The sequence below is a fragment of the Rhodococcus ruber genome (genome assembly GCF_016804345.1).
GTDB classification, from domain to species: Bacteria; Actinomycetota; Actinomycetes; order Mycobacteriales; family Mycobacteriaceae; genus Rhodococcus; species Rhodococcus ruber.
In genome coordinates, this window is the sequence record NZ_CP044211.1 from 2,350,513 (window position 1) to 2,371,234 (window position 20,722).

The 20,722-nt window shown below is 71.3% G+C and carries 22 protein-coding genes; 9 read left to right on the top strand and 13 right to left on the bottom strand.

The genetic code is table 11. The annotated features are described in order from the left end of the window. Position 1: 1 nt before the first annotated feature. Both F1734_RS11015 and F1734_RS11020 read right to left on the bottom strand, forming a co-directional pair. Positions 2-2,029 (bottom strand): NADPH-dependent 2,4-dienoyl-CoA reductase, encoded by a 2,028-nt coding sequence (locus F1734_RS11015; protein WP_040271650.1) that lies wholly within the window; start codon positions 2,027-2,029, stop codon positions 2-4. Further along, complete coding sequence (locus F1734_RS11020) at positions 2,026-2,571, bottom strand: PadR family transcriptional regulator (protein ID WP_010596341.1); 546 nt, start codon at positions 2,569-2,571, stop codon at positions 2,026-2,028. The genes F1734_RS11015 and F1734_RS11020 overlap by 4 nt, the downstream gene beginning before the upstream one ends. 164 nt (positions 2,572-2,735) lie before the next feature. Between F1734_RS11020 and F1734_RS11025 the strand changes: the two genes are divergently transcribed. Then, entirely contained in the window at positions 2,736-4,070 is a 1,335-nt protein-coding gene (locus F1734_RS11025) for an MFS transporter (RefSeq protein WP_010596342.1), read from the top strand. 170 nt (positions 4,071-4,240) lie between these two features. Here the strand turns inward: F1734_RS11025 and F1734_RS11030 are convergent, their stop codons facing one another. Next, positions 4,241-4,582 carry a hypothetical protein gene (locus F1734_RS11030; protein WP_203011647.1) on the bottom strand — a complete coding sequence of 114 codons (342 nt, stop codon included), beginning with the start codon at positions 4,580-4,582 and terminating at the stop codon, positions 4,241-4,243. Positions 4,583-4,775: 193 nt separating this feature from the next. On the opposite strand from F1734_RS11030, the gene F1734_RS11035 reads away from it, so the two are divergent. Beyond that, on the top strand, positions 4,776-5,315 hold the full coding sequence (locus F1734_RS11035) for a site-specific integrase (RefSeq protein WP_238424146.1): 540 nt from the start codon (positions 4,776-4,778) through the stop codon (positions 5,313-5,315). 83 nt (positions 5,316-5,398) lie between these two features. Here the strand turns inward: F1734_RS11035 and F1734_RS11040 are convergent, their stop codons facing one another. Further along, positions 5,399-6,220, bottom strand: coding sequence for an acyl-CoA thioesterase (locus F1734_RS11040; RefSeq protein WP_040271653.1), 822 nt, complete (start codon positions 6,218-6,220; stop codon positions 5,399-5,401). Between the two features lie 95 nt (positions 6,221-6,315). On the opposite strand from F1734_RS11040, the gene F1734_RS11045 reads away from it, so the two are divergent. Then, positions 6,316-6,966, top strand: a complete 651-nt coding sequence (locus F1734_RS11045; RefSeq protein WP_203011648.1) for a TetR/AcrR family transcriptional regulator — start codon at positions 6,316-6,318, stop codon at positions 6,964-6,966. A 117-nt stretch (positions 6,967-7,083) separates the two neighbouring features. On the opposite strand, the gene F1734_RS11050 is transcribed toward F1734_RS11045, so the two are convergent. The 5 genes from F1734_RS11050 to F1734_RS11070 form a co-directional block, all read right to left on the bottom strand. After that, positions 7,084-7,386, bottom strand: coding sequence for a hypothetical protein (locus tag F1734_RS11050; protein ID WP_238424147.1), 303 nt, complete (start codon positions 7,384-7,386; stop codon positions 7,084-7,086). Positions 7,387-7,435: 49 nt separating this feature from the next. After that, entirely contained in the window at positions 7,436-7,906 is a 471-nt protein-coding gene (locus tag F1734_RS11055) for a hypothetical protein (RefSeq protein WP_237658197.1), read from the bottom strand. A gap of 92 nt (positions 7,907-7,998) precedes the next feature. After that, positions 7,999-8,922: an SGNH/GDSL hydrolase family protein gene (locus F1734_RS11060; protein ID WP_040271737.1), complete on the bottom strand. Its 924-nt coding sequence runs from the start codon at positions 8,920-8,922 to the stop codon at positions 7,999-8,001. A gap of 22 nt (positions 8,923-8,944) precedes the next feature. Beyond that, entirely contained in the window at positions 8,945-9,784 is an 840-nt protein-coding gene (locus F1734_RS11065) for an alpha/beta fold hydrolase (RefSeq protein ID WP_203011649.1), read from the bottom strand. 23 nt (positions 9,785-9,807) lie between these two features. Further along, positions 9,808-10,509: a TetR family transcriptional regulator gene (locus F1734_RS11070; RefSeq protein ID WP_010596349.1), complete on the bottom strand. Its 702-nt coding sequence runs from the start codon at positions 10,507-10,509 to the stop codon at positions 9,808-9,810. Positions 10,510-10,604: 95 nt separating this feature from the next. Between F1734_RS11070 and F1734_RS11075 the strand changes: the two genes are divergently transcribed. From F1734_RS11075 to F1734_RS11085, 3 genes are read left to right on the top strand one after another with little or no spacing between them, the layout of a single operon-like run. Next, positions 10,605-11,717 carry a ferredoxin reductase gene (locus tag F1734_RS11075; RefSeq protein ID WP_203011651.1) on the top strand — a complete coding sequence of 371 codons (1,113 nt, stop codon included), beginning with the start codon at positions 10,605-10,607 and terminating at the stop codon, positions 11,715-11,717. Positions 11,718-11,743: 26 nt separating this feature from the next. Next, positions 11,744-12,937: a fatty acid desaturase family protein gene (locus F1734_RS11080; protein ID WP_203011659.1), complete on the top strand. Its 1,194-nt coding sequence runs from the start codon at positions 11,744-11,746 to the stop codon at positions 12,935-12,937. A gap of 13 nt (positions 12,938-12,950) precedes the next feature. Beyond that, a complete protein-coding gene (locus F1734_RS11085; RefSeq protein ID WP_017681084.1) occupies positions 12,951-13,184 on the top strand; it encodes a hypothetical protein in 234 nt (77 codons plus the stop codon). Between the two features lie 43 nt (positions 13,185-13,227). On the opposite strand, the gene gdhA is transcribed toward F1734_RS11085, so the two are convergent. Then, on the bottom strand, positions 13,228-14,571 hold the full coding sequence (gene gdhA, locus F1734_RS11090; protein ID WP_048773892.1) for an NADP-specific glutamate dehydrogenase: 1,344 nt from the start codon (positions 14,569-14,571) through the stop codon (positions 13,228-13,230). A gap of 137 nt (positions 14,572-14,708) precedes the next feature. Beyond that, positions 14,709-15,392 (bottom strand): GntR family transcriptional regulator, encoded by a 684-nt coding sequence (locus F1734_RS11095; protein WP_064066577.1) that lies wholly within the window; start codon positions 15,390-15,392, stop codon positions 14,709-14,711. A 153-nt stretch (positions 15,393-15,545) separates the two neighbouring features. On the opposite strand from F1734_RS11095, the gene F1734_RS11100 reads away from it, so the two are divergent. The 3 genes from F1734_RS11100 to F1734_RS11110 all read left to right on the top strand — a co-directional run bounded on the left by F1734_RS11100 (position 15,546) and on the right by F1734_RS11110 (position 19,553). Beyond that, positions 15,546-15,716, top strand: coding sequence for a hypothetical protein (locus F1734_RS11100; protein WP_017681087.1), 171 nt, complete (start codon positions 15,546-15,548; stop codon positions 15,714-15,716). Continuing rightward, the gene (locus F1734_RS11105; protein WP_203011662.1) at positions 15,713-17,104 is read left to right on the top strand and encodes an FAD-binding oxidoreductase; all 1,392 of its coding nucleotides are present in this window, start codon (positions 15,713-15,715) and stop codon (positions 17,102-17,104) included. The genes F1734_RS11100 and F1734_RS11105 overlap by 4 nt, the downstream gene beginning before the upstream one ends. Positions 17,105-17,210: 106 nt before the next feature. Beyond that, on the top strand, positions 17,211-19,553 hold the full coding sequence (locus F1734_RS11110; protein ID WP_203011663.1) for a heavy metal translocating P-type ATPase: 2,343 nt from the start codon (positions 17,211-17,213) through the stop codon (positions 19,551-19,553). Between the two features lie 72 nt (positions 19,554-19,625). Here the strand turns inward: F1734_RS11110 and F1734_RS11115 are convergent, their stop codons facing one another. Together F1734_RS11115 and F1734_RS11120 are read right to left on the bottom strand one after the other, a co-directional pair. Next, positions 19,626-20,210 carry a hypothetical protein gene (locus F1734_RS11115; protein ID WP_059174773.1) on the bottom strand — a complete coding sequence of 195 codons (585 nt, stop codon included), beginning with the start codon at positions 20,208-20,210 and terminating at the stop codon, positions 19,626-19,628. Next, positions 20,197-20,715 (bottom strand): hypothetical protein, encoded by a 519-nt coding sequence (locus F1734_RS11120; RefSeq protein ID WP_010596356.1) that lies wholly within the window; start codon positions 20,713-20,715, stop codon positions 20,197-20,199. The genes F1734_RS11115 and F1734_RS11120 overlap by 14 nt, the downstream gene beginning before the upstream one ends. Positions 20,716-20,722: the final 7 nt, after the last annotated feature.

Consider the following 20,722-nt stretch of genomic DNA (forward strand, 5'->3'; position numbering starts at 1 on the left):
CTCAGATGCGATCCGCCAGGCGGGTGCCCTGCTCGATCGCGCGCTTGGCGTCGAGCTCCGCGGCGACGTCGGCCCCGCCGATGACGTGGGTGGTCACGCCCGCGGCGGTGAGCCGATCGACGAGGTCACGGACCGGTTCCTGCCCCGCGCAGATCACCACGTTGTCGACGTCGAGCACCTTCGGGTCACGGCGCTCCGCACCGAAGCTGATGTGCAGGCCGGCGTCGTCGATCCGCTCGTAGTTGACACCGCAGATCTCGTGCACCTTCTTGTGCTTCAGGGACGCCCGGTGCACCCATCCGCTGGTCTTGCCGAGGCCCTTCCCGATCGGGCCGGGCTTGCGCTGCAGCAGGAACACCTCCCGCGGCGACGGCGACGGGCGGGGCGCGGTGAGTGCCCCCGGGGCGGCCTTCGGGTCGGTGACGCCCCACTCGCGCTTCCATTCGGCCAGGTCGAGGGTGGGGGAACGGTCGTGGGTGAGGAACTCGGAGACGTCGACGCCGATCCCGCCCGCCCCGATCACGGCGACACGGGCGCCGACGGGCGCACCGTCCCGGACGACCTGCGGGTAGGACAGCACGCTGGGATGATCGATGCCGGGGATTGCGGGCACGCGGGGGGTGACGCCGGTCGCGACGACCACCTCGTCGTACGCGCCGATCAGGTCGTCGGCGCCCGCGCGGGTACCGAGGCGGACCTGCACCTTCGTCAGCTCCAGCTGGCGGCGGAAGTACCGCACGGTCTCGGCGAACTCCTCCTTGCCGGGGATGCGGCGGGCGATGCCGAACTGGCCGCCGATCTCGTCGTCGGCTTCGAACAGGGTGACGGAGTGGCCGCGACGGGCCAGGTTCACGGCCGCCGCGAGTCCGGCAGGTCCGGCGCCGACGACCGCGACGGTCTTGCGGCGGCGGGTGGGGGCGAGCAGCAGTTCGGTCTCCCGGCCGGCGCGGGGGTTGAGCAGGCACGAGACGTGCTTGTTGACGAAGGCGTGGTCGAGGCAGGCCTGATTGCAGGCGATGCAGGTGTTGATCTCGTCGGGTACGCCGGCGGCGGCCTTGCGGACCCATTCCGGGTCGGCCAGCATCGGCCGCGCCATCGAGATCAGCTGTGCGTCGCCGCGAGCGAGGATCTCCTCGGCCGTCTCGGGCATGTTGATCCGGTTGGAGGCTGCGACCGGGATCCCGACGTGCTTCGCCAGCTCGGCGGTGACGTCCGCGAACGCGGCGCGCGGGACGGAGGTGACGATGGTGGGCACCCGCGACTCGTGCCAGCCGATGTCGGTGTTGATCAGCGTGGCGCCCGCGCGTTCGATCTCCTGGGCGAGGGCGACGATCTCGTCCCAGCGCTGGCCGCCTTCGACGAGGTCGGCCATGGACAGCCGGAAGCAGATCCCGAAGTTCGGCCCGACGGCCTCGCGGGTGCGGCGGACGATCTCGACGGGCAGCCGGCGACGGTTCTCGGCGCTGCCGCCCCACGCGTCGGTCCGGCGGTTGGTGCGCTCGGCGAGGAACTGGTTGATGAAGTACCCTTCGCCGCCCATGATCTCGACGCCGTCGTAGCCGGCCTGCTGGGCGAGGCGGGCGCAGCGGACGTAGGCGCGGATCTGCCGCCGCACCCCCCACGAGGTGAGCCTGCGCGGGCGGAACGGGTTGATCGGTGCCTTGATCGACGACGCGGACACACTCAGCGGCCAGTAGCTGTAGCGCCCGGCGTGCAGGATCTGCAGCAGGATGCGGCCGCCTTCCGCGTGGACCGCATCGGTGATCGTCCGGTGCCGGCGGGCCTCGAGCCGGTTGGTGAGTTTGGCGCCGAACGGCAGCAGCCAGCCGGTCCGGTTGGGGGCGTAGCCGCCGGTGACGATGAGGCCGACGCCGCCGCGGGCGCGCTCGGCGAAATACGCGGCGAGGCGACCGGTGTTCCTGGCCCGGTCCTCGAGACCGGTGTGCATCGAGCCCATCACGACCCGGTTGGGCACGGTGAACGGCCCGAGATCGAGGGGGGAGAGCAGGTGGGGATACGGATTCGTCACGTGTTGTCCTCGATGGTGAGGGCGTCGAGCACTTCCTGGCACCAGTCCGCGAAACCCTGCTCGACGCGGATGCCGCCGCGCAGGACCAAGTACTGGTGGAGTGAGGGCCCGGTGAGCCGGTGAGGTGCGGGGAAGTCGCGTTTCTCGATGGTGCGGTACACCTCGAGGCGTGCGGCGTGGGCGTCGCGGTGGCGGGTGAGCTCCGCGAGGAGGGCGGGGAGGGTGTCGGGCCCGGCGGCGCGGATCTTCACGGCCAGGTCGCTGCGTAGTTGCTCGGGGTCGGAGGGCTGGGAGATCCAGCGGTCCAGTTCGGTGCGTCCAGCGGCGCTGACGCGGTAGACCTTCTTGTCGGGTCGCCCGTCCTGGGGCACGGTGCGGCCGGTGATCCAGCCGCTCTCCTCCATCCGCCGCAGCACGCGGTAGATCTGCTGGTGGGTTGCGCTGTGGAAGAAGCCGATCGACTTGTCGAACCGGCGGGCGAGCTCGTAGCCGGAGCCGGACCGCTCGACGAGTGCGGCGAGCAGCGCGTGTTCCAGTGCCATGCCGCGAGTATGCACCGAGGTGCATATGCAATCAAGTGCACATTGGAGAGGACGTCCGCGAACCACCCGGTCAGTCGCGAACGCGATTGTGTTCGCGGCTGACGGGGGATCGCGCGGATCGTCAGAGGCCGGTTCTCGGCGCGACGATCTCCTAGGCTGCGGGCATGAGTGCGCACACGGACGCCGTCGCCGGGATCGGGGAGGCCACCTCGCGGCGCCAGGTCTTCGCCTGGGGCATGTGGGACTTCGGGTCGTCGGCCTACCACGCGGTGGTGCTGACCTTCGTCTTCTCCGTGTATCTCACCGACGCCGTGGGCGACGACCTGCCGGGGTCGATGTCGGCGAGCACGTGGCTCGGGTGGGCGCTGGGCATCTCGGGGTTCGTCATCGCGATCACCGCCCCCGTCTCGGGGCAGCGCTACGACGCGGCCGGCCGGCGCAAGCGGTCCCTCGCGGTGCTGTCCTACACCGGCGTCGCGCTCATGGCGGCGATGGTGTTCGTGCGCGACGACCACCGTTACCTGTGGCTGGGCCTCGTGCTGCTGGGGGTGTCGTCGGTCGTCGTCGAACTCGCGCAGGTGCCCTACAACGCCATGCTCCGGCAGGTCTCCACCGAGGAGAACATGGGCCGGGTCTCCGGTCTGGGCTGGGCCATGGGCTACGTCGGCGGGCTGCTGCTGTTGCTGCTCGGGTACTTCGGTTTCATCGCCGGCGACGGCGACACCCGCGGCTTCCTCGGGGTGAGCACCGAGGCCGGTCTCAACATCCGCCTGGTGGTGCTGGCCGCGGCGGTGTGGTTCGCGATCTTCGCCGTCCCGGTGCTGCTCGCGGTGCCCGAGGTTCGGCCCACCGGCGCCGATCCCGGCGCGGAACGGACCGGGATCGTGCACTCCTACCGGGTGCTGCTGCGCGACCTCCGCGAGCTGTGGGCGATGGACCGGCGCACCGTCGGCTATCTCGGCGCGTCGGCACTGTTCCGCGACGGTCTGGCCGGGGTGTTCACGTTCGGCGCGGTGCTCGCGGTGAACGTGTACGGCATCGACGCCGCCGACGTACTGCTGTTCGGTGTGGCCGCGAACGTGGTGTCGGCGCTCGGTGCCCTCGCGGCGGGGCGCTTCGACGACCGGGTCGGCCCCAAGGCGGTGATCGTCGCCTCACTCACCGCCATGATGGCCGTCGGCATCGTGCTGCTTCTGGTGTCGGGGCCGGTGATGTTCTGGATTTTCGGTCTGCTGCTGTGCCTGTTCGTCGGGCCCGCGCAGTCGTCGGCCCGCACCTTCCTCGCACGCATCACCCCCGCCGGACGGGAGGGCCAGATGTTCGGGCTCTACGCGACGACGGGCCGCGCCGTGTCGTTCCTGGCCCCGACCCTGTTCGGGCTCTTCGCCTGGACGTTCGGCGCGGACCGGGCCGGAATCGCCGGTCTGCTCGTCGTGCTCGGCGCCGGGCTGGTGGCGCTGCTCGCGGTGCGGGCCCCGGAAGGTCAGTCCTTGAAGTAGGCAAAGACTTTGCGGGAGCGTCCGTTAAGGTTCGTTGTCGCTGCTCGCGTGCGGTCTAGCCCTCCGGGTGCCTTCACTGTTGTTCGCTCGGATTCGCTGGCCCGACTGACACGCACGTGACACGAGCCGACGGCGCGTATACGGGATCGGGCGCGGTAGCGCCGGCGGGCTCAGTGCTGAGCCGTGGCACCGAGCCGGCGCAGCTCGACGACGAGCTCGACGACGAGCTCGCCGGCGGCGGCACGCACGGCAGCCACACGGCCGGCGATCGCAGCCGTGGTGTGGGCGGCCTCGTGCACGGCGCCACGGTTGGCAGGATGGACGTTCGCGAGCTGGTCGACCCGACTCCGAGAGCGGTCGGCGAGCATCGCGGCGCGGTGTGTCACGTGGGCGGCCCGGTCGAGCTGTGCGGCCAGCTCGGCGACGAGCTCGTCAGCGGCGGCGATCGAATCAGCGCGGCTCGTGCGGGCGAGCTGCAGCAGCTCGTCGACGGTCATTCCGTGAGGTCGCATCGGTCCTTCCGGGGAGATCGTGAGGGCGTCACAGCCTGGGGCCGTCTTGCGTTGCGGACGCTATCACCGCGAATGGACCCGACAGGCAGCGAGTTGAGCTCGCCGATGAGGCGACGGCGGCCCCGGCAGACCTACACGCCGCCGAGGTTCCTCGGGTGCTCGAGGCGGCCGACGAGGATCGCATCGGGCATGGGTGGCACCGCTGTGCGGGCTGCGGTGCGGCGAGATCGCTGGGCTCCGGTGGCCCGACGTTGATCTCGGCGCCGGCACGCTCACGATCGCGAACAGTCGGGCACGGGCCGGCTCGCGCACAGTCGAGGGTGAGCCCAAGTCTGCGGCCGGACGGCGCACACTCCCGATTCTGCCGGCGCTACGGGTGGCGCTCGAGGCGGCACGCCGGCGACAGCAGCGCGAGCGGCTCGCCCTGGGCCCGGACTACGGCGCCGGCGCTTACGTCGTGTCGAACGAGGCCGGCGAGCCGTATTCACCCGAGGTGATCTCGGAATACTGGCGCCGGCATGTGCGCCGGGCCGGTGTGCGCCCCATCCGGCTGCACGATGCGCGGCACACGGCGGCGACGGCGCTGCATTTGCAGGGGGTGCCGGTGGCGGTGATTGCGGCGTGGATCGGGCACAGTGACGGGAGTTTCACGCTGCGCACGTACGCGCACAGTCAGCACGAGGCGCTGCAGGCTGCGGCCGCGGTTCTCGGGGGTGTTGTGACAACGGCGTGACACTCGGGCGGCCTGCAGCGGCCCCGGTCTCGGATTCATGCAGCTCGTGAGCGGTTTCGAATGCGGGAAGGATGGGGTGCTTGTCAGTCCTTGAAGTAGACGAGCTGGTGGCTCGTGGCGAGCAGCGTGCCGTCGCGGCTCCACAGCTGGGCGGCCTGGTCGAAGTAGCCCTGCGAGAAGCGGTGCGTGCGCGCGGTGCCCAGCACGAAGTCGTCGCCCTGGGCGTCGAGCTGTGCGGCGTCGGCGTGGAAGTACACGGTCAGGGACACGGTCCCGGCCGGCATGTACCGGCCGCGCCGCAGGAACACCCTCGGGTAGAAGACGTCGCACAACGCCGTCAGCGCCGGGAAGTCGAGTGGGCGGACCGGTGCGTCGCGCACCCACAGTGTCGTGGTGGAGTCGGGGTGCTCGGCGGCGTCCTGCTCGGGCACCGCGCCCTCGACGAACCGCATCTCGTAGTTGCGGGCCCAGGCGATGAAGTCCGGAAAGGTCCGGGCGGGAACCGTCTCCGCGGGCGGCACCTCCGGAACGTCGAGCTCGGTGTCCGACCAGGTGTCGCGGCGGGTGCCGAACACCGCGGTGGCGGTGGTGGTGACCATGCCGTCCTGCGTCAGCTCGAGCAGCCAGTGCTGGTTGGTGCGGTTGGTGCGGACCGCCCGCAGGGTGATGTCGAACTCGCCGTCGGCGACCGGGCCGGCGTAGTTGACGGTCAGGGAGATGGGATCGCCGAGCCGGTCCGGGTGCTGCTGGACGGCCCGCAGCAGGGCGGCGGCGGTGACGCCGCCGAACGGGCCGACCATGTTCGTGTACTCGGGGCTGGTCCGCCCCCGCGTGTGACCGTCCTCCGCGGGCTCGAGCGCCACGGCGGCGTCGAAGGGGTGGGGCGGGGCGGCGATCTCGGTCACGACGACTCCTCGGGAAGAACGGGTCCGTTCCGGCGCGAACCGGACTTAAGTATGACAACATACATAGAAATCGGCGGCAAGAGCGGAGCAGGAACATGGCGAGGCGCAGCGACCCGACCACCGGCCCCCGTGCCGCGATGATCCGCAGCGCGATCCGGCTCATCCGGGAGCGGGGCGTCGCCGCGACCTCGTTCGCCGACGTGCTCGCCCACAGCGGAGCGCCCCGCGGGTCGGTGTACCACCATTTCCCGGGCGGAAAGGCGCAGCTCGTCGAGGAGGCCACGCGCAGCGCCGCCGATCACCTGGGCGACGGCGTGACGCGGGTGCTGGAAGCCTCGGACACCCCCGGTGCGCTGCGGGCGCTCGCCGACCTGTGGCGCCGCGGGCTCGAGGACGGTGACTACGCGGTCGGCTGCCCGATCGTCGCGGCCGCCCTCGGCACCGAACGCGGCGCCCGCGACGTCGCAGGCGTCGCGTTCGAGACCTGGTGCGACCTGCTCGCCGACGCTCTCGTCGCGGACGGGGTCGGTCCGGAACGCGCACGGTCGCTGGCGGTGCTCGTCGTCGGCGCGCTCGAGGGCGCGCTGGTGCTCGCCCAGGCACAACGCACCTCGGCGCCGCTCGACGCGGTGGTCGACGAGCTCACGGTCCTGTGCCGATCGGCGATCGACCCTGCTGTCGGGCCGTGTTTCGGAAGTGTGGAATCACCAGGCCGTTCGGGCGGTGAGGCGTGTCGCGAGCGCTGAATGAGCGGAGATTCCGGAGAGGGTTCATCGAGGGAGGGCCCGGCACCGCTGCGACGGGGATCGAATGCCTTCTGTTGCAGCACACCGGCTGAGTGCTTCGAGTGTCAGCACCGTCGACTATTCGGTGGACTTGGGGTGCGCAGTGCCGGCGGCCTTGATCCACAGGGTGCGGCGAGCGGTGTCGACGAGATACCACAGCCGTCCGCCGGCGGTGACCTCGTACTGCCACTGCTCCGTCACCGTCCCGCCGTGCGCGGCGGTGGCCAGAGAGCCTTTGAGTTGATGGTGTCGCGAGGTCGGTGCCGGTGTCTCGGGGCGGGCGCGCAGCTCGTTCCACGCGGTGAGGGTGTTCGACGGCGCCTGCTGACACAGCGCTTCCCACCCTTGACGGCGTCGGTAGTGGCGAACCGTAACTCCCACCCGCCGGTGGGGTCGGCGGGCGGGGCGACCCGGTCACCGCGTTCGGGGCTCACGCAGCGCCCGGCGGGGAAACCACACCGTGGTCTTCGTCGGTGTCGGCGGCGAGCAGGGCCGCAAGGTCCGGATCGGCCAGCGCTTCGGCGGTGTGCCGCCAGGCATCGATCACCTGTACCGCCGGGGCCGGGTTGTCGAGCGATTCTGCAGCGCGCAGCGTCGAGACCAGCTCGAGCACCAACTCCTGGACCTCCTCGCGGGAGAGGAACGTCACCCACGGGAACACCTCGGGCAGCACCTCGGTCACCAGCTCCCGCGCGCGGGTGTCACGTCGCATCACCGCCACGAACATCCGCGTCGTCACCGACGCCGCCGCGTGCTCGAGCTCCGCCCGCGCCGCGGTGGTGAGCACCAGGTCCTCCGCATCGCGCCGGCGCACCCGCAGCGACTGCGCCGGTGAGCGCCGGAGCCGCTCGACCGTGGCCTTGCCCCGCAACTGCAGGTCCGGGAACGACACCTCATCCATGCGCATACTTTAGAATTGCTTCTAAAGTCATGGTCTGTCGAGGCCCGCCACTCCTCGGATGGACCGAAGCGACGATCGCGATCCGGTCCGATCTAGTCCGCGATGGTGACCAGCACCTGTTCCGCGGCGTTGCGATGGCCGTCCGCGTTGGGATGGAGGGGGGCCGCCGGCTGGGACGGGAACAGGCCCTCGGTCCAGCGTTGCGCGGCCGGCTGGCACGCATCGTGCCCCACTGTGGACTCGCGCAGGTCGACGTAGTCGACACCCGCCGCGTCGGCCTGCTGCCGCATCGCGGCGTTGAGCCGGTCGATCTTGGCCTGCAGGTACGTCGCGTCGTCCGGCAGGATCGGCTGATCGGGATAGCAGCCGCCGTCCCGGATCCCGGTCGGGTAGCCGACCAGCAGGATGCGCGCCTGCGGGGCGCGGTCGCGGATCTCCTGCGCGATCGCGCCGTAGGTCGGCGCGAAGTCGTCGATCGCGCGATCCACGAGATCGACGCCGTCGCGGACGTTCGCGGTCGCGCACAGGGGTCCGGCCGGTGCCGAGGCCCTTCCGGACGAGCGATCGAGCGCGAGACACGACCCGGCCAGCGCGACCAGGCCGATGTCGTTGCCACCGATCCCGACGGTGACCAGCTCGGTGTCGGGGGTGAGCGCCTCGTACTGGGCGGCCACGGTGGAGCCCGACGAGACTACTTGGGGCCCTGACAGGTTCGCTGTCGTCGCGGAACTGCACGACACGTCGCGGAAGTCGTCGATGCCGAGTGTCCGGGCCACGGCATGGGGATAGTTGCTGCCCGAGCGGGCGCATGCCGGGTCGACCCGGGGCGGGATCATCGGGCCTGCCGTGAACGAGTCCCCCAGGGCCACATAGGAACTGTAGGCCGGACCCGGATCGGACCCGGTCGACGCCCCGGACCCGGTCGACGGCCCGGGATCGGTGCAGGCCGCGGCGGCCAGCACGGAGAAGGCGGCGGCCGCGACCGCGCCGAGCCGGCGGTGCCGTGCCGTGGTCACGGCGTCTCGTGCGGACATCCGCTCACGGCCGGTCGTCGATCCGGGCGAGGATCGCCTTCGCCAGCGCGTCCGGCGCCTCCTCGGGAACCCAGTGGCTGACGTCGTCGAGGACGACGAATTCGTATGGCGCGTCGACGAACTCGCCGCAGCGCTCGGCGCCCGCCCGGCCGAGGGCCGAATCCGCTGTGCTCCACACGTAGGTGGTGGGCACCCGCACCGGCGCGAGTTCGGCGAACTCGCGTGTCATGGCGCGGTACCAGTTGAGCGTGGCGGTCAGGGCGCCGGGCTCGGACAGCACGCGCACGTACTCGTCGATCGACTCGGAGCTCACCCGGTCGCCGTACATCGCGCGCAGCCGACGAGCTTCGTCCTCGAGCAGGACGTGCTCGGCCTTTCCCTCCTGCCGGAGCAGCTTGATGTAGGCCGCGCGGGCCTGCTGATCGGCGTCCTCGCGCAGGGCCCAACCGTAGGCCGCGGGGTGCGGCACCGACACCGCGGTCAGGGTCGTGATGCGGTCGGGGTGGTGTGCCGCGACCTGCCAGGCCACGGCCGCCCCCCAGTCGTGCCCCACCAGGTGGGCCCGGTCGAGCCCGGTCGCGTCGAGCAGCCCGACGACGTCGCCGACGAGCAGGTCGACGGTGTAGGCCGCCACGCCGTCCGGGCGGGCACCGGGGGAGTAGCCCCGCTGGTCGGGCGCGAGTACCCGGAGTCCCGCCTCCGCGAGCTGCGGGGCGACGGACTCCCAGCTGCGGGCGGTCTCCGGGAAGCCGTGCAGCAGCACGACCGGCGTGCCGTCGACGGGCCCGGCGGTGTGTACGTCGAAGGTGAGGTCTCCGAGGGTGACGCGCGTGGTCTCGAACATGGCGCCCACCGTACGGGTTGCCGTCAGCGGTGGGTAGGTCTCCAGGCCCCCATGCCGAGAACGATGAGACGCATCTGTTTCTCGGCGCGCGCCAGGACCTCGGCTTCCGCCGGTCCGCCGGGCCGGTCCACGTCGAGCAGTTCGAGCACCACCTCGAGCATGGCGGTCACCAGCAGGTCGGCCGCCATCTCCAGGTCGTCGACCTCCCAGTCCGCCATGCCGGGCATGCGGGAGAGGTCGACGGAGAGTTCGCTGGTGATCAGCCGCAATTCGACGGTGACGGTGCGCGCGACGGCCGGTTGCCCGCCGTGGCGCTCGCGGGCGAGGAACCGGAACGCCTGTTCGTGGGCGCGGACCTGCCGCACCAGGGTCTCGAGCGATGCTCGCGCCGAGGACGGGCCGCGCGCACGCCGGGCCTCGCGCAGCAGCCGGCGGAGCATGCGCATGGTGTCGGCGGCGAGCGCGACGCCGAGTTCTTCCATCGAGTCGAAGTGGCGGTAGAACGCCGTGGGCACGATTCCGGCCCGACGGGCCACCTCGCGCAGGCTCACCGTGGCGAAGCTGCGATCGGCCGAGAGCTCGAGCGCGGCGTCGAGCAGGGCCTGGCGGGTGCGCTCCTTGCGCGCAGCCCGCGTCGCGGGTTCGGGAACGGGGGCTGCGGACACGGGTTCGAGTCTAGGCAGTGCGGTGAACCGGTGGCCGGGGACGGGGGTGACGGCGGCCACATCGACGTTGACAGCGGGCCGGGCGGGCCTGGCACACTGAGTTCAGTGCACGTTTGTACACTGAAATTGGAGACTCGCTCGAGAGGAGCGACGCCATGACACTGCTTCATCGCGCCCGACGCGCCGCGGGGCCGGATATCGGACGAAAAGCCCTGATCAAGGCGCTGAACGTGCTCTCCGCCCCGCATCACCCGGACCGGTACCTCGAACTGGCCGATCCTCTCCTGGCCGTGCAGCGCACCCGGGCCCGGATCACGCACGTTGACCGAACCGTCCCCGGGTCGGTGACGCTCGAGCTGCATCCGGCCCGGCCCCTCGAGTTCCGGGCCGGCCAGCACGTGCAACTCGGCGTGGTGGTGGACGGCGTGCGGCACAGCCGCACCTACTCGCCGGTCGGTTCCCAGCATCGCCCCGACGGGCGCATTCAGCTCACCGTCGGGGTGCGGCCGGACGGTGTCGTCTCACGGCACCTGCACGAGAACGCCGCCGCGGGCGACGTCGTCGACCTCGCGGCCGTCGCCGGCGAGTTCTGCCTGCCGGCGCAGCGGCCGGACCGGCTCGTGCTCGTCAGCGGCGGCAGCGGCATCACTCCGGTGCTGTCGATGCTGCGCACCCTCGCCGACGAGGGCCATTCCGGGACCGTCGCCTTCCTGCACTACGCGCCGACCGCCGCGCACGTGCCGCACCGGGAGGCCATCGAATCCCTGGCCGACGCCCACCCCGGTATCGACGTGACCTTCGGCTACACCCGGGCGGCGGACGGTGCCGTGCGAGGCCACTTCGAGCGGGACCACCTCGAGCAGGTCGCACCCTGGTTCGCCGGCGCGCCCGCCTACGTCTGCGGCCCGGCAGCCCTCGTCGACGGCGTGCGGGCGGTCTACGGTGACGCCGACGCCACGCATCTGCTGCACACCGAGCAGTTCACGCCGCCCGCGGTGGTCCGCGACGACGACGCGAGCGGCACCGTGACCTTCGCCGCCTCCGGGATCCGCGCCGACAACAGCGGCGTCACCGCCCTCGAGCAGGCCGAGGCGGCCGGACTCACCCCGCAGCACGGCTGCCGCATGGGAATCTGCCACTCCTGTACGGTGACCCGGCTGTCCGGCTGCACCCGCGACGTGCGCACCGGCGAGACGGACGACGAGCCCGGCGCCGAGGTGCAGATCTGCGTCAACGTCCCCCTCGGCGACGCGGCCTTCGACCTTTGACCCCATCGAAACACCTGGAGGACAGCATGTTCGGTTTGTCCCTTCCCCTTCCCGCATTCCTGGCCGGCCGTCGCGAACCCGACCCGGCACCGGTCGTGCTGCGCCGCGAGCAGGTCGAGGAGATCGGCCGCGAACTCGACGCGCTGCGCGAACGCACCGTCGCCTCGCTCGGCGCGGCCGACCGTGAGTACATCTATCGCATCGTCGGGACGCAGCGACGCTTCGAGATCGCCGGTCGCGCACTGTTGTTCATGGGCTTCCTGCCGCCGGCCTGGGTGGCGGGCGTGGCGGCGCTGAGTGTGTCGAAGATCCTCGACAACATGGAGATCGGCCACAATGTGATGCACGGCCAGTACGACTGGATGCGGGAACCGGAACTGAACTCCCGCAACTTCGAGTGGGACACCGTATGTCCCGCCGACCAGTGGCGGCACTCGCACAACTTCCTGCACCACACCTACACCAACATCCTCGGCATGGACCGCGACGTCGGCTACGGCATCCTGCGGATGGACCCGGCGCAGCGCTGGCACCCGTACTACCTCGGCAATCCCGTCTACGCGACGGCACTGATGCTGTTGTTCGAGTGGGGCGTGATGCTGCACGACGCCGAGGTCGAGAACGTGGTCGCCGGCAAACGGAGCTGGCGCGACGTGATCCCGCTCGCCAGGGGCTGGTGGCGCAAGGCGCGTGGCCAGGTGGTCAAGGACTATGTCGCCTTCCCGCTGCTGTCCGGGCCGATGTTCGTGCCGACGCTGCTCGGCAACGTCGCCGCGAACCTCGTCCGCAACGTGTGGGCCTTCTCCATCATCTTCTGCGGGCACTTCCCGTCGGGGGTGCAGTCCTTCACCGAGGAGGAGACCGCGCACGAGACCCGCGGCGAATGGTATGTGCGCCAGTTGCTCGGCAGCGCGAACATCACCGGCACGCCGTTGTTCCACATCATGTCCGGCAACCTCTCGCACCAGATCGAGCACCACCTGTTCCCGGACCTGCCGGCGCACCGGTACCCGGAGCTGGCACCCCAGGTGCGGGAGCTGTGCGAACGGCACGGCCTGCCCTACAACACCGGCGGACTGCTCGCCCAGGTCGGTTCGGTGTGGCGCAAGATCGTGAAGCTGGCCCTGCCGCCGAGTTGGGTCACGGAGGAGCCCACGACGTCGGTGCTCATCGAGCGCAGCGTGCCGGTCGCGGGTACCCTCGCCCACGACAGCGCCTGAAGGGGGTACCGCCATGGTGGGTAGGTTCGAACGCAACAAGGACACGTTTCAGGAACTGACCGAATCCGCGGCGACGCACGTCGGCAATATCGCCGGCATCATCACCGGCGCGGTCCGGGAGGTCACCCGCGAAATCGGGGACTGGATCAGCGACGGCATCGAGATGCGCGAAGCCGCCCGCAAGGCCGGCGCCGACGACGAGCGCGGAGCGGGTCCGTCGTCCGAGCCTTCCGGCGGGCAGGTGTAGCACACGGACCGATCCGAGAACGCAGAGACGGCGAGGGTTCGGGTCAGATGACGCCGAGCGCGAACATCGCGTCGGCCACCTTCACGAAGCCGGCGATGTTGGCGCCGTGGACGTAGTCACCGGGCTTGCCGTACTCGGCGGCGGTGTCCACGCAGTTCTGGTGGATGTCGCGCATGATGCCGGCGAGGCGCTCGTCGGTGTAGTCGAAGTGCCACGAGTCGCGGGAGGCGTTCTGCTGCATCTCGAGGGCGGAGGTCGCCACGCCGCCGGCGTTGGCGGCCTTGCCCGGGGCGAACGCGACGCCCGCCTCGCGGAACACCGCGATGCCGCCGGGGGTGGTGGGCATGTTCGCGCCCTCGGCGACGACGCGCACGCCGTTGTTCACCAGGGTCTTCGCGGCGGTCTCGTCCAGCTCGTTCTGGGTGGCGCAGGGGATCGCGACGTCGCACGGCACGTCCCAGATCGAACCACCGGGGAAGTACTGCGCGTCGGGACGCTCGTCGACGTACTCGCTGATGCGGCCGCGACGGACTTCCTTGATCTCCTTGAGCAGCTCGAGGTCGATGCCGTTCTGGTCGACGATGTAGCCGGAGGAGTCGGAGCAGGCGATGGCGATGCCGCCGAGCTGGTGCACCTTCTGGATCGCGTAGATCGCCACGTTGCCCGACCCGGAGACGACGACCTTGCGACCCTCGAGCGAGGAGTTCACGGACTTGGCCATCTCCGCCACGAAGTAGGCGACGCCGTAGCCGGTCGCCTCCTTGCGCACCTGCGAACCGCCCCAGGTCAGACCCTTGCCGGTGAGGACGCCCGACTCGTAGGAGTTGGTCAGGCGCTTGTACTGGCCGAACAGGTAGCCGATCTCGCGTCCGCCGACGCCGATGTCGCCGGCCGGGACGTCGGTGTACTCGCCGACGTGGCGGTGCAGCTCGGTCATGAAGGACTGGCAGAAGCGCATGACCTCCTGCTCCGACCGTCCCTTGGGGTCGAAGTCCGAGCCGCCCTTGCCGCCGCCGATGGGCAGGCCGGTGAGGGCGTTCTTGAAGATCTGCTCGAACCCGAGGAACTTCACGATGCCGAGGTTGACGCTCGGGTGGAAGCGCAGGCCGCCCTTGTACGGACCGAGCACGCTGTTGTACTGCACCCGGAAGCCGCGGTTGACGTGCACGTTGCCCTGGTCGTCGGTCCACGGCACCCGGAAGATGATCTGCCGCTCGGGTTCGGTGAGCCGCTCGATGAGTCCGGATTCGAAGTACCGGGGGTGGCGCTCGAGAACGACGTGCAGGGACTCGAACACCTCGGCGGCTGCCTGATGGAACTCGGGTTCACCGGCGTTGCGCGCCTTCACCTGTTCGTAGATCTCTGCAATGCGGTCCGCGGTCGACACGCTCACCTACCTGACTGTGAGGAGACTGTTACATGGCGTTAACACGTTGATTCTAGGCGCAGCCACGAGAGGTCCCGTAGAGGGGTGGCGAGCACCCACATGCGTGCGGCGTCGGCCCGGCACGGCGGGGGAGGTGGTTACGCAGGCTCCGGGAGGGTGGCTTCCGGACCCGGGCTGCCGCCGAGTGCGGCGACGAGGCGTTCCCGTGCGCGTCCGAGGTGGCGGGTGATCGCCTCGACCGCCGCCTCGCCGTCGCCGGCCAGGACGGCGTCGAGAATCTGCTGGTGTTCGGCGGCGATGCTCGCGGTGGTGAGCAGTTGTTTGCCCTGCACCTGCACCATGCACAACCGGACCTCGGACACGAGCGAACCGAACATGCGGCTGGTGCGCGGGCTGCCCAGCGCGTCCACCAGGGCGGCGTGGAAGCGCATGTCGGGATCGACGACGGTGAGCGGGTCCCCCTCGGTCATGGCGGCGATCTCGGCATTGGCAGCCGACGCCGCCGCCGGCACCGTGCGGGTCTCGGCCAGCGCCCGCAACACCACGGATTCCAGGTGGGCTCGGGTGCGGTAGATGTCGCGCACGTCGTCGGGACCCAGGTGGGGCACGCGGGCGGTCTTGTGGACACTGCGCTGCAGCAGACCCTCGCCCACGAGCTTCTCGATGGCCGCCTTGGCGGTCGGCCTGGCGACCTCGTAGGCGCGCGAGACCTCGGCCTCGGTGAGCGCATCCTCGTGTGTCAGCTCGCCGGCGAAGACCCGTCGGCGGAGTTCGAGGGCGAGGGCGTCGACGATCGACAGGGCTTCGACGCGTCCGGCCAACGCTCCGCTCCTTCCGGCTCTCCGCGCACCCGCACGGACCTGCACGAATCCCTGCATTCTTGCACGACGCCGCACATACATCCTTGACACGCTTGTGTACTTGTCTGACAATTCTTCGCGATCGGCAGCAGGCCTCACGACGAGAGGGCGTTCATGGACCAGCAGACACTCGACCCGACCGGCGGTTCCCTCGCCTGGTCGGCCGTGACCGGCCAGGCCGGGGCCGTCGTCCCGTGCCGCCTGATCGACTGGAGCCTCGGGTCGCTCGGGTTCGCCGTCGCCTACCGGCAGCCCACCCCCGTTCTCGATCGGACGGTCCCGTGAACGCCGGCGCCGTAACTTCTGTCCCCGGCACCGGGCAGGCCGTTGCCGCACTCGTCGCCGCCCTCGGCGACGTCGTCGTCACCGATCCGGACCGGATGCTCGCCTACCGGCGCGACCAGTCGCTGCTCACGCCCGCCGGGACGCCGCTCGCGCTGGTCCGGGCCCGGGACGCCGACGACGTCGTCGCCACCCTGACCGTCGCGCACCGGCACGGCATCCCCGTCGTCACCCGCGGCGCCGGCACCGGCCTCGCGGGCGCGGCCAACGCCCTCGACGGCGGCATCGTGCTCAGTGTCGAGAAGATGAACGCCATCCTCGACATCGACACCGAATCACGCACCGCCACAGTGCAACCCGGCGTGATCAACGGTGATCTTGCCGCCGCGGCCGCTGAGCGGGGGTTGTGGTACGTGCCGGATCCCGGCAGCCGCGCCGTCTCCACCATCGGCGGCAACCTCGCCACCAACGCCGGCGGCACCTGCTGCGCGAAGTACGGCGTCACGGCCGACCATGTCGCCCGCATCAAGGCGGTGCTCGCCGACGGGCAGATCATCCACACCGGCGCCACCACCCGGAAGAACGTGGCGGGACTGAACCTCACGCAACTGCTCGTCGGCTCCGAGGGCACCCTCGCCGTCATCGTCGAGGCCACGGTGCGGCTGCGCGCCGCCGCAACCGCGGCGGCCACGGTGGTCGCGAGCTTCCCGGGCACCGCGCAGGCCGTCGCCGCGGTCCTGGCCATCCGTGAGCAGGCCGAACCGTGCCTCGTCGAACTGATGGACCGGACCACCATCGCCGCCGTCGACGACATGACGCACATGGGGCTCGACCGCACGGCCGGCGCGCTGCTGCTCGTCCAGTGCGACGGGCGCGACGCCGCCGCCGAGGCCCAGGTGTGCGCGCTGGCCTGCACCGCGGCGGGCGCGACGGAGGTGTACGACACCGCCGACCCGGTCGAGGGGGAGGAATTCATGGCCGCGCGGCGGGTGGCGCTCACCGCGCTCGAGCGGTGTGGCAGCACCCTGCTCGACGACCTGGCCGTCCCCGTGCCCCGGCTGCCCGAGATGCTCGCCGCCATCGAGGCGATCGCCGCGCGGCACGACCTGCTCATCGGCACGTTCGGGCACGCGGCGGACGGAAACCTGCACCCCACCATCGTGTTCGACGCCGCCGACGAGGCCGTCGCGCGACGCGCCCGGCAGGCGTTCGACGAGATGGTCGCCGAATGCCTGGCGCTCGGCGGGTCGATCAGCGGTGAGCACGGCATCGGAGTGCTCAAGCAGCTGTACCTCGAAACACAGGTCGGCCCCGTCGAGCGCGCCCTCATGCACCGCGTCAAGGCGGCGTTCGACCCGACCGGGATCCTCAACCCGGGACGCGGGATCTGACGGGACGGCGACCCGGGACCGACTTCCGTCCCTACCGGCCGACGGCTGAGGGTGGCACGGTGAAGGTCGACACAACGGCCCAGGTGCGGAACGGGAGAGTGCGGCAGTGGCGACGCAACCGGAATCCGCGCGGCGGGAGAAGCTTCGCCGTGCCTTCGAACCCACGCTGCTCGCCGTCACCCTCACCGCCCTGACGGCCGGGGGCATCGCGTGGCTTCTCGACGCGCACGCCGTCGCCGACGCGTGCTGGATCGCCGGCACCGTCGTCGCGATCGTCCCCGCCACCTGGTGGGTGATCGATGCGCTGCGGCGCGGACGCGTCGGGGTGGACCTGATCGCGGTGCTGTCCCTGGTCGGCACCCTGCTCGTCGGCGAATACGTCGCCGGGGCGCTCATCGGCGTGATGCTCGCCTCCGGGCAGGCCCTCGACGCGGCCGCGGAACGTCGTGCCACCAAGGACCTGCGTGCCCTGCTCGAGCACGCTCCGCACACCGCCCGTCGCCGCGTCGGCGACGAGGTGGAGGTCGTGCCGCTCGGCGACGTGGTGCCCGGAGACACCCTGGTCGTGGGGCCGGGGGAGGTGGTGCCGGTCGACGGCTGGGTCGCCTCCGAGCTCGCGGTGCTCGACGAGTCGGTCCTCACCGGCGAACCGATGCACGTGCAGCGCCGCACCGGGGAGGCCGTGCGCAGCGGCGTCGTCGCCGCCGGCGGCGCCTTCGAGCTCCACGCCCGCGCCACCGCCGAGGACAGCACCTACGCCGGCATCGTGCGCCTGGCCCGCGAGGCCGCCGCCGAGAGCGCCCCGGTGGTGCGGATCGCGGACCGGGTCGCCGCGTGGTTCCTGCCGCTGTCGCTGACGGCGGCGGGACTCGCGTGGCTGATCAGCGGCTCGGCCACCCGCGCCGTCGCCGTGCTGGTGGTGGCCACCCCGTGCCCACTGCTGCTCGCCGCGCCCGTCGCGATCGTCTCCGGCCTCTCCCGCGCCTCGCGACTGGGGGTGGTGATCCGCAGTGGCGGCGCACTCGAGAACCTCGGGCACGCGACCACCCTCGTGATGGACAAGACGGGCACGCTCACCAGCGGCCGGCCCGCCGGAACCGACATCGTCACCGCGCCCGGCGGCGACGGCACCGAGGTGCTGCGCCTGGCGGCGTCCGCCGACCAGCTCTCCCCGCACGTGCTCGCCGAGGCCATCGTGCAGGAGGCGAAGATGCGAGGGCTCGTCCTGTCGCTGCCCACCGACGTCGCCGAGCAGGCCGGCACCGGCGTGGCCGCGACCGTCGACGGCCGCCGCGTCACCGTCGGCAGCCTGGTCCTGCCCGACGACGCGCCGGGGTGGGCGCGGGCGGTGCTCAGCCGTGCCGCCCTCGACGGCGCCGTCGTCGCCTGGATCACCGTCGACGACGCTCTGGCCGGCGCCCTGCTGCTCGTGGACCCGCTGCGCCGCGACGCCGCGCGCACCCTGCGGCGGCTGCGCGCGGCCGGCCTGGACCGGCTGGTCATGCTCACCGGCGACCGTCGCGAACCGGCCGAGGAGATCGGCTCCGTCCTCGGCCTCGACGGCGTATACGCCGAGCAGACCCCGGCGGACAAGGTCAACGGCGTCCGCGCCGAGCGGGAGGCGGCGGTCACGGTGATGGTCGGCGACGGTGTCAACGACGCCCCGGCCCTCGCCGCGGCGACCGTCGGAGTCGCGATGGGTGCCCGCGGATCCACGGCGAGCTCGGAGGCGGCGGACATCGTGCTCACCACCGACCGGCTCGACCGGCTCGCCGATGCGATGGAGATCGCCCGCCGCTCCCGGCGCATCGCCGTGCAGAGCGCCGTCGTCGGCATGGGCCTGTCGCTGGTCGCCATGGGATTCGCCGCGTTCGGATACCTGCCGCCCGCGGTGGGCGCGTTGCTGCAGGAGGGCATCGACGTCGCGGTCATCCTCAACGCCCTGCGTGCCCTGCGCGGTGACCGGGACCGGGAGCTGGCCCTGCCCGACGACACCGAGGCGATGCTGCACCGGTTCTCGGCCGAACACGATGTGCTGCGGGACGACCTCGCGATCCTGCGCGACACCGCCCAGCTGCTCGCCTCCGGTGATCTGCCGGCTGCTCATGCCGCGCTGCGCCGCACCGATGCGTTCCTGTTCGACACGCTGCTTCCGCACGAACGGGCCGAGGACGCCGAGTTGTACCCGGCGCTCGCGGTCCCGCTCGGCAGCGGAGAGGCGACCGCGACGATGAGCCGGATGCACGCCGAGATCGACCGGCTCAGCCGCCGCCTGCGCACTCACCTGGCGCAGGCCGACTCCGGCGGCGGCCTGAGACCGGACCAGTGCGACGACCTGCTCGCCTGCCTGTACGGGCTGTACGCGCTGCTGCGGTTGCACTTCGTGCAGGAGGAGGAGAACTACTTCGCCCTCGCGCCCGAGGCCGAACGGACGGACGGCTCGGCCTGAGCGGCGCGGGCGGACGGCGGCGGACGCTCGTATCCGGTTCTGCCGACGCGACGTTCGCGGTGGAGCCGTCGGTCAGCGTCGGGCCTCGGCCGCGATCATCGACAGAGTCGGCCGTGCCATGGCCCGCACGAACGGCCCGGCCGCCGTCCAGTAGCGGCGGAAGAGTCTGCGGGCCTTTTCGTCGGTGCCGTGCACCCGGATCTCGGTGAGCAGGACGCAGGTCTGCGCGCCGTACGGCAGAACGGTGAAACTCCATGTGCCGACCCCGCATTCGGGAACCGAGATGCTCGACAGGGGCGTGCCGGGATCCCAGTCGACACGGCCGTACCCCGGCTCCCACCACCGGCCGACGAAGCCGAGCACGAGTTCGCGCCCCGGTTCCTCGGCGACCACCTCGAAGCCGCCCTGCGGACCGATCAGGTCCCCGAGACGGACCGCGCGGCGCGCCCGCACCGTCCGGTGCCGCGGCGCGCGCACGGCGTCGAAGGCCATCCGGGCCAGATTGGGGGCGGCGATCACCGGGGATCGCATGAAGTCGATGCGGCGGATCGCGGCGAACGTGTCCCCGGCGGGGGCGTCGACCACCCGCGCGCGTACGACCCGTTGCTCGAAAACCGGCAGCTGCCGGTCGGTCGCAGTGGAGTCACCGTCCGGCATTGTTGCTCCTCGGGAGCTGCGCCGTCCGATTCGCCGACAGCTGCCGGACCATCACCCAGCGCGCGACGAGGTAGCCGAGGACACCGCCGTAGACGGCCTTCAGTACCAGGAACCATCCCGTCGACAGCCCGGACACACCGAGCAGGTGCAGCACCCAGATCGCGAGCACGGAGACGGCCGCGGCGGCCGCCCCGAGCGACAGACCCAGAGACCAGGTCCCGGACGGCAACCGCGACAGCCACCGACCGGCCTGCGGGGCGTCTGCGGTGGTTGCGTCGAGCCCTCCGCGCAGCGCCCGACGCACCCCGGCGGCGGAGAACCCGGCGACGAGCACGGAGAGGATGATCGCGGTCAGCGCGATGTCGACGACGATCCCGTCCGCGGACCACAGCGGCACGAAGGACGTGCCGCGCTTGCCCGCCCACGCCAGCAGTGGATTGACGACGACGTTCACCAGGCCGGTGACGACGGCCTGCTTCCGGACATACGAGGCAGCAGAATCCACGGGCCCA

Bases quoted from the DNA above. Each gene is read 5' to 3' on its own strand.
- F1734_RS11030 (WP_203011647.1), bottom strand. From the start codon at position 4,582: ATGCGACCTCACGGAATGACCGTCGACGAGCTGCTGCAGCTCGCCCGC.
- F1734_RS11100 (WP_017681087.1), top strand. From the start codon at position 15,546: ATGGACCAGCAGACACTCGACCCGACCGGCGGTTCCCTCGCCTGGTCG.
- F1734_RS11080 (WP_203011659.1), top strand. From the start codon at position 11,744: ATGTTCGGTTTGTCCCTTCCCCTTCCCGCATTCCTGGCCGGCCGTCGC.
- F1734_RS11085 (WP_017681084.1), top strand. From the start codon at position 12,951: ATGGTGGGTAGGTTCGAACGCAACAAGGACACGTTTCAGGAACTGACC.
- F1734_RS11020 (WP_010596341.1), bottom strand. From the start codon at position 2,571: ATGGCACTGGAACACGCGCTGCTCGCCGCACTCGTCGAGCGGTCCGGC.
- F1734_RS11075 (WP_203011651.1), top strand. From the start codon at position 10,605: ATGACACTGCTTCATCGCGCCCGACGCGCCGCGGGGCCGGATATCGGA.
- F1734_RS11115 (WP_059174773.1), bottom strand. From the start codon at position 20,210: ATGCCGGACGGTGACTCCACTGCGACCGACCGGCAGCTGCCGGTTTTC.
- F1734_RS11055 (WP_237658197.1), bottom strand. From the start codon at position 7,906: ATGGATGAGGTGTCGTTCCCGGACCTGCAGTTGCGGGGCAAGGCCACG.
- F1734_RS11065 (WP_203011649.1), bottom strand. From the start codon at position 9,784: ATGTTCGAGACCACGCGCGTCACCCTCGGAGACCTCACCTTCGACGTA.
- F1734_RS11045 (WP_203011648.1), top strand. From the start codon at position 6,316: ATGGCGAGGCGCAGCGACCCGACCACCGGCCCCCGTGCCGCGATGATC.
- F1734_RS11025 (WP_010596342.1), top strand. From the start codon at position 2,736: ATGAGTGCGCACACGGACGCCGTCGCCGGGATCGGGGAGGCCACCTCG.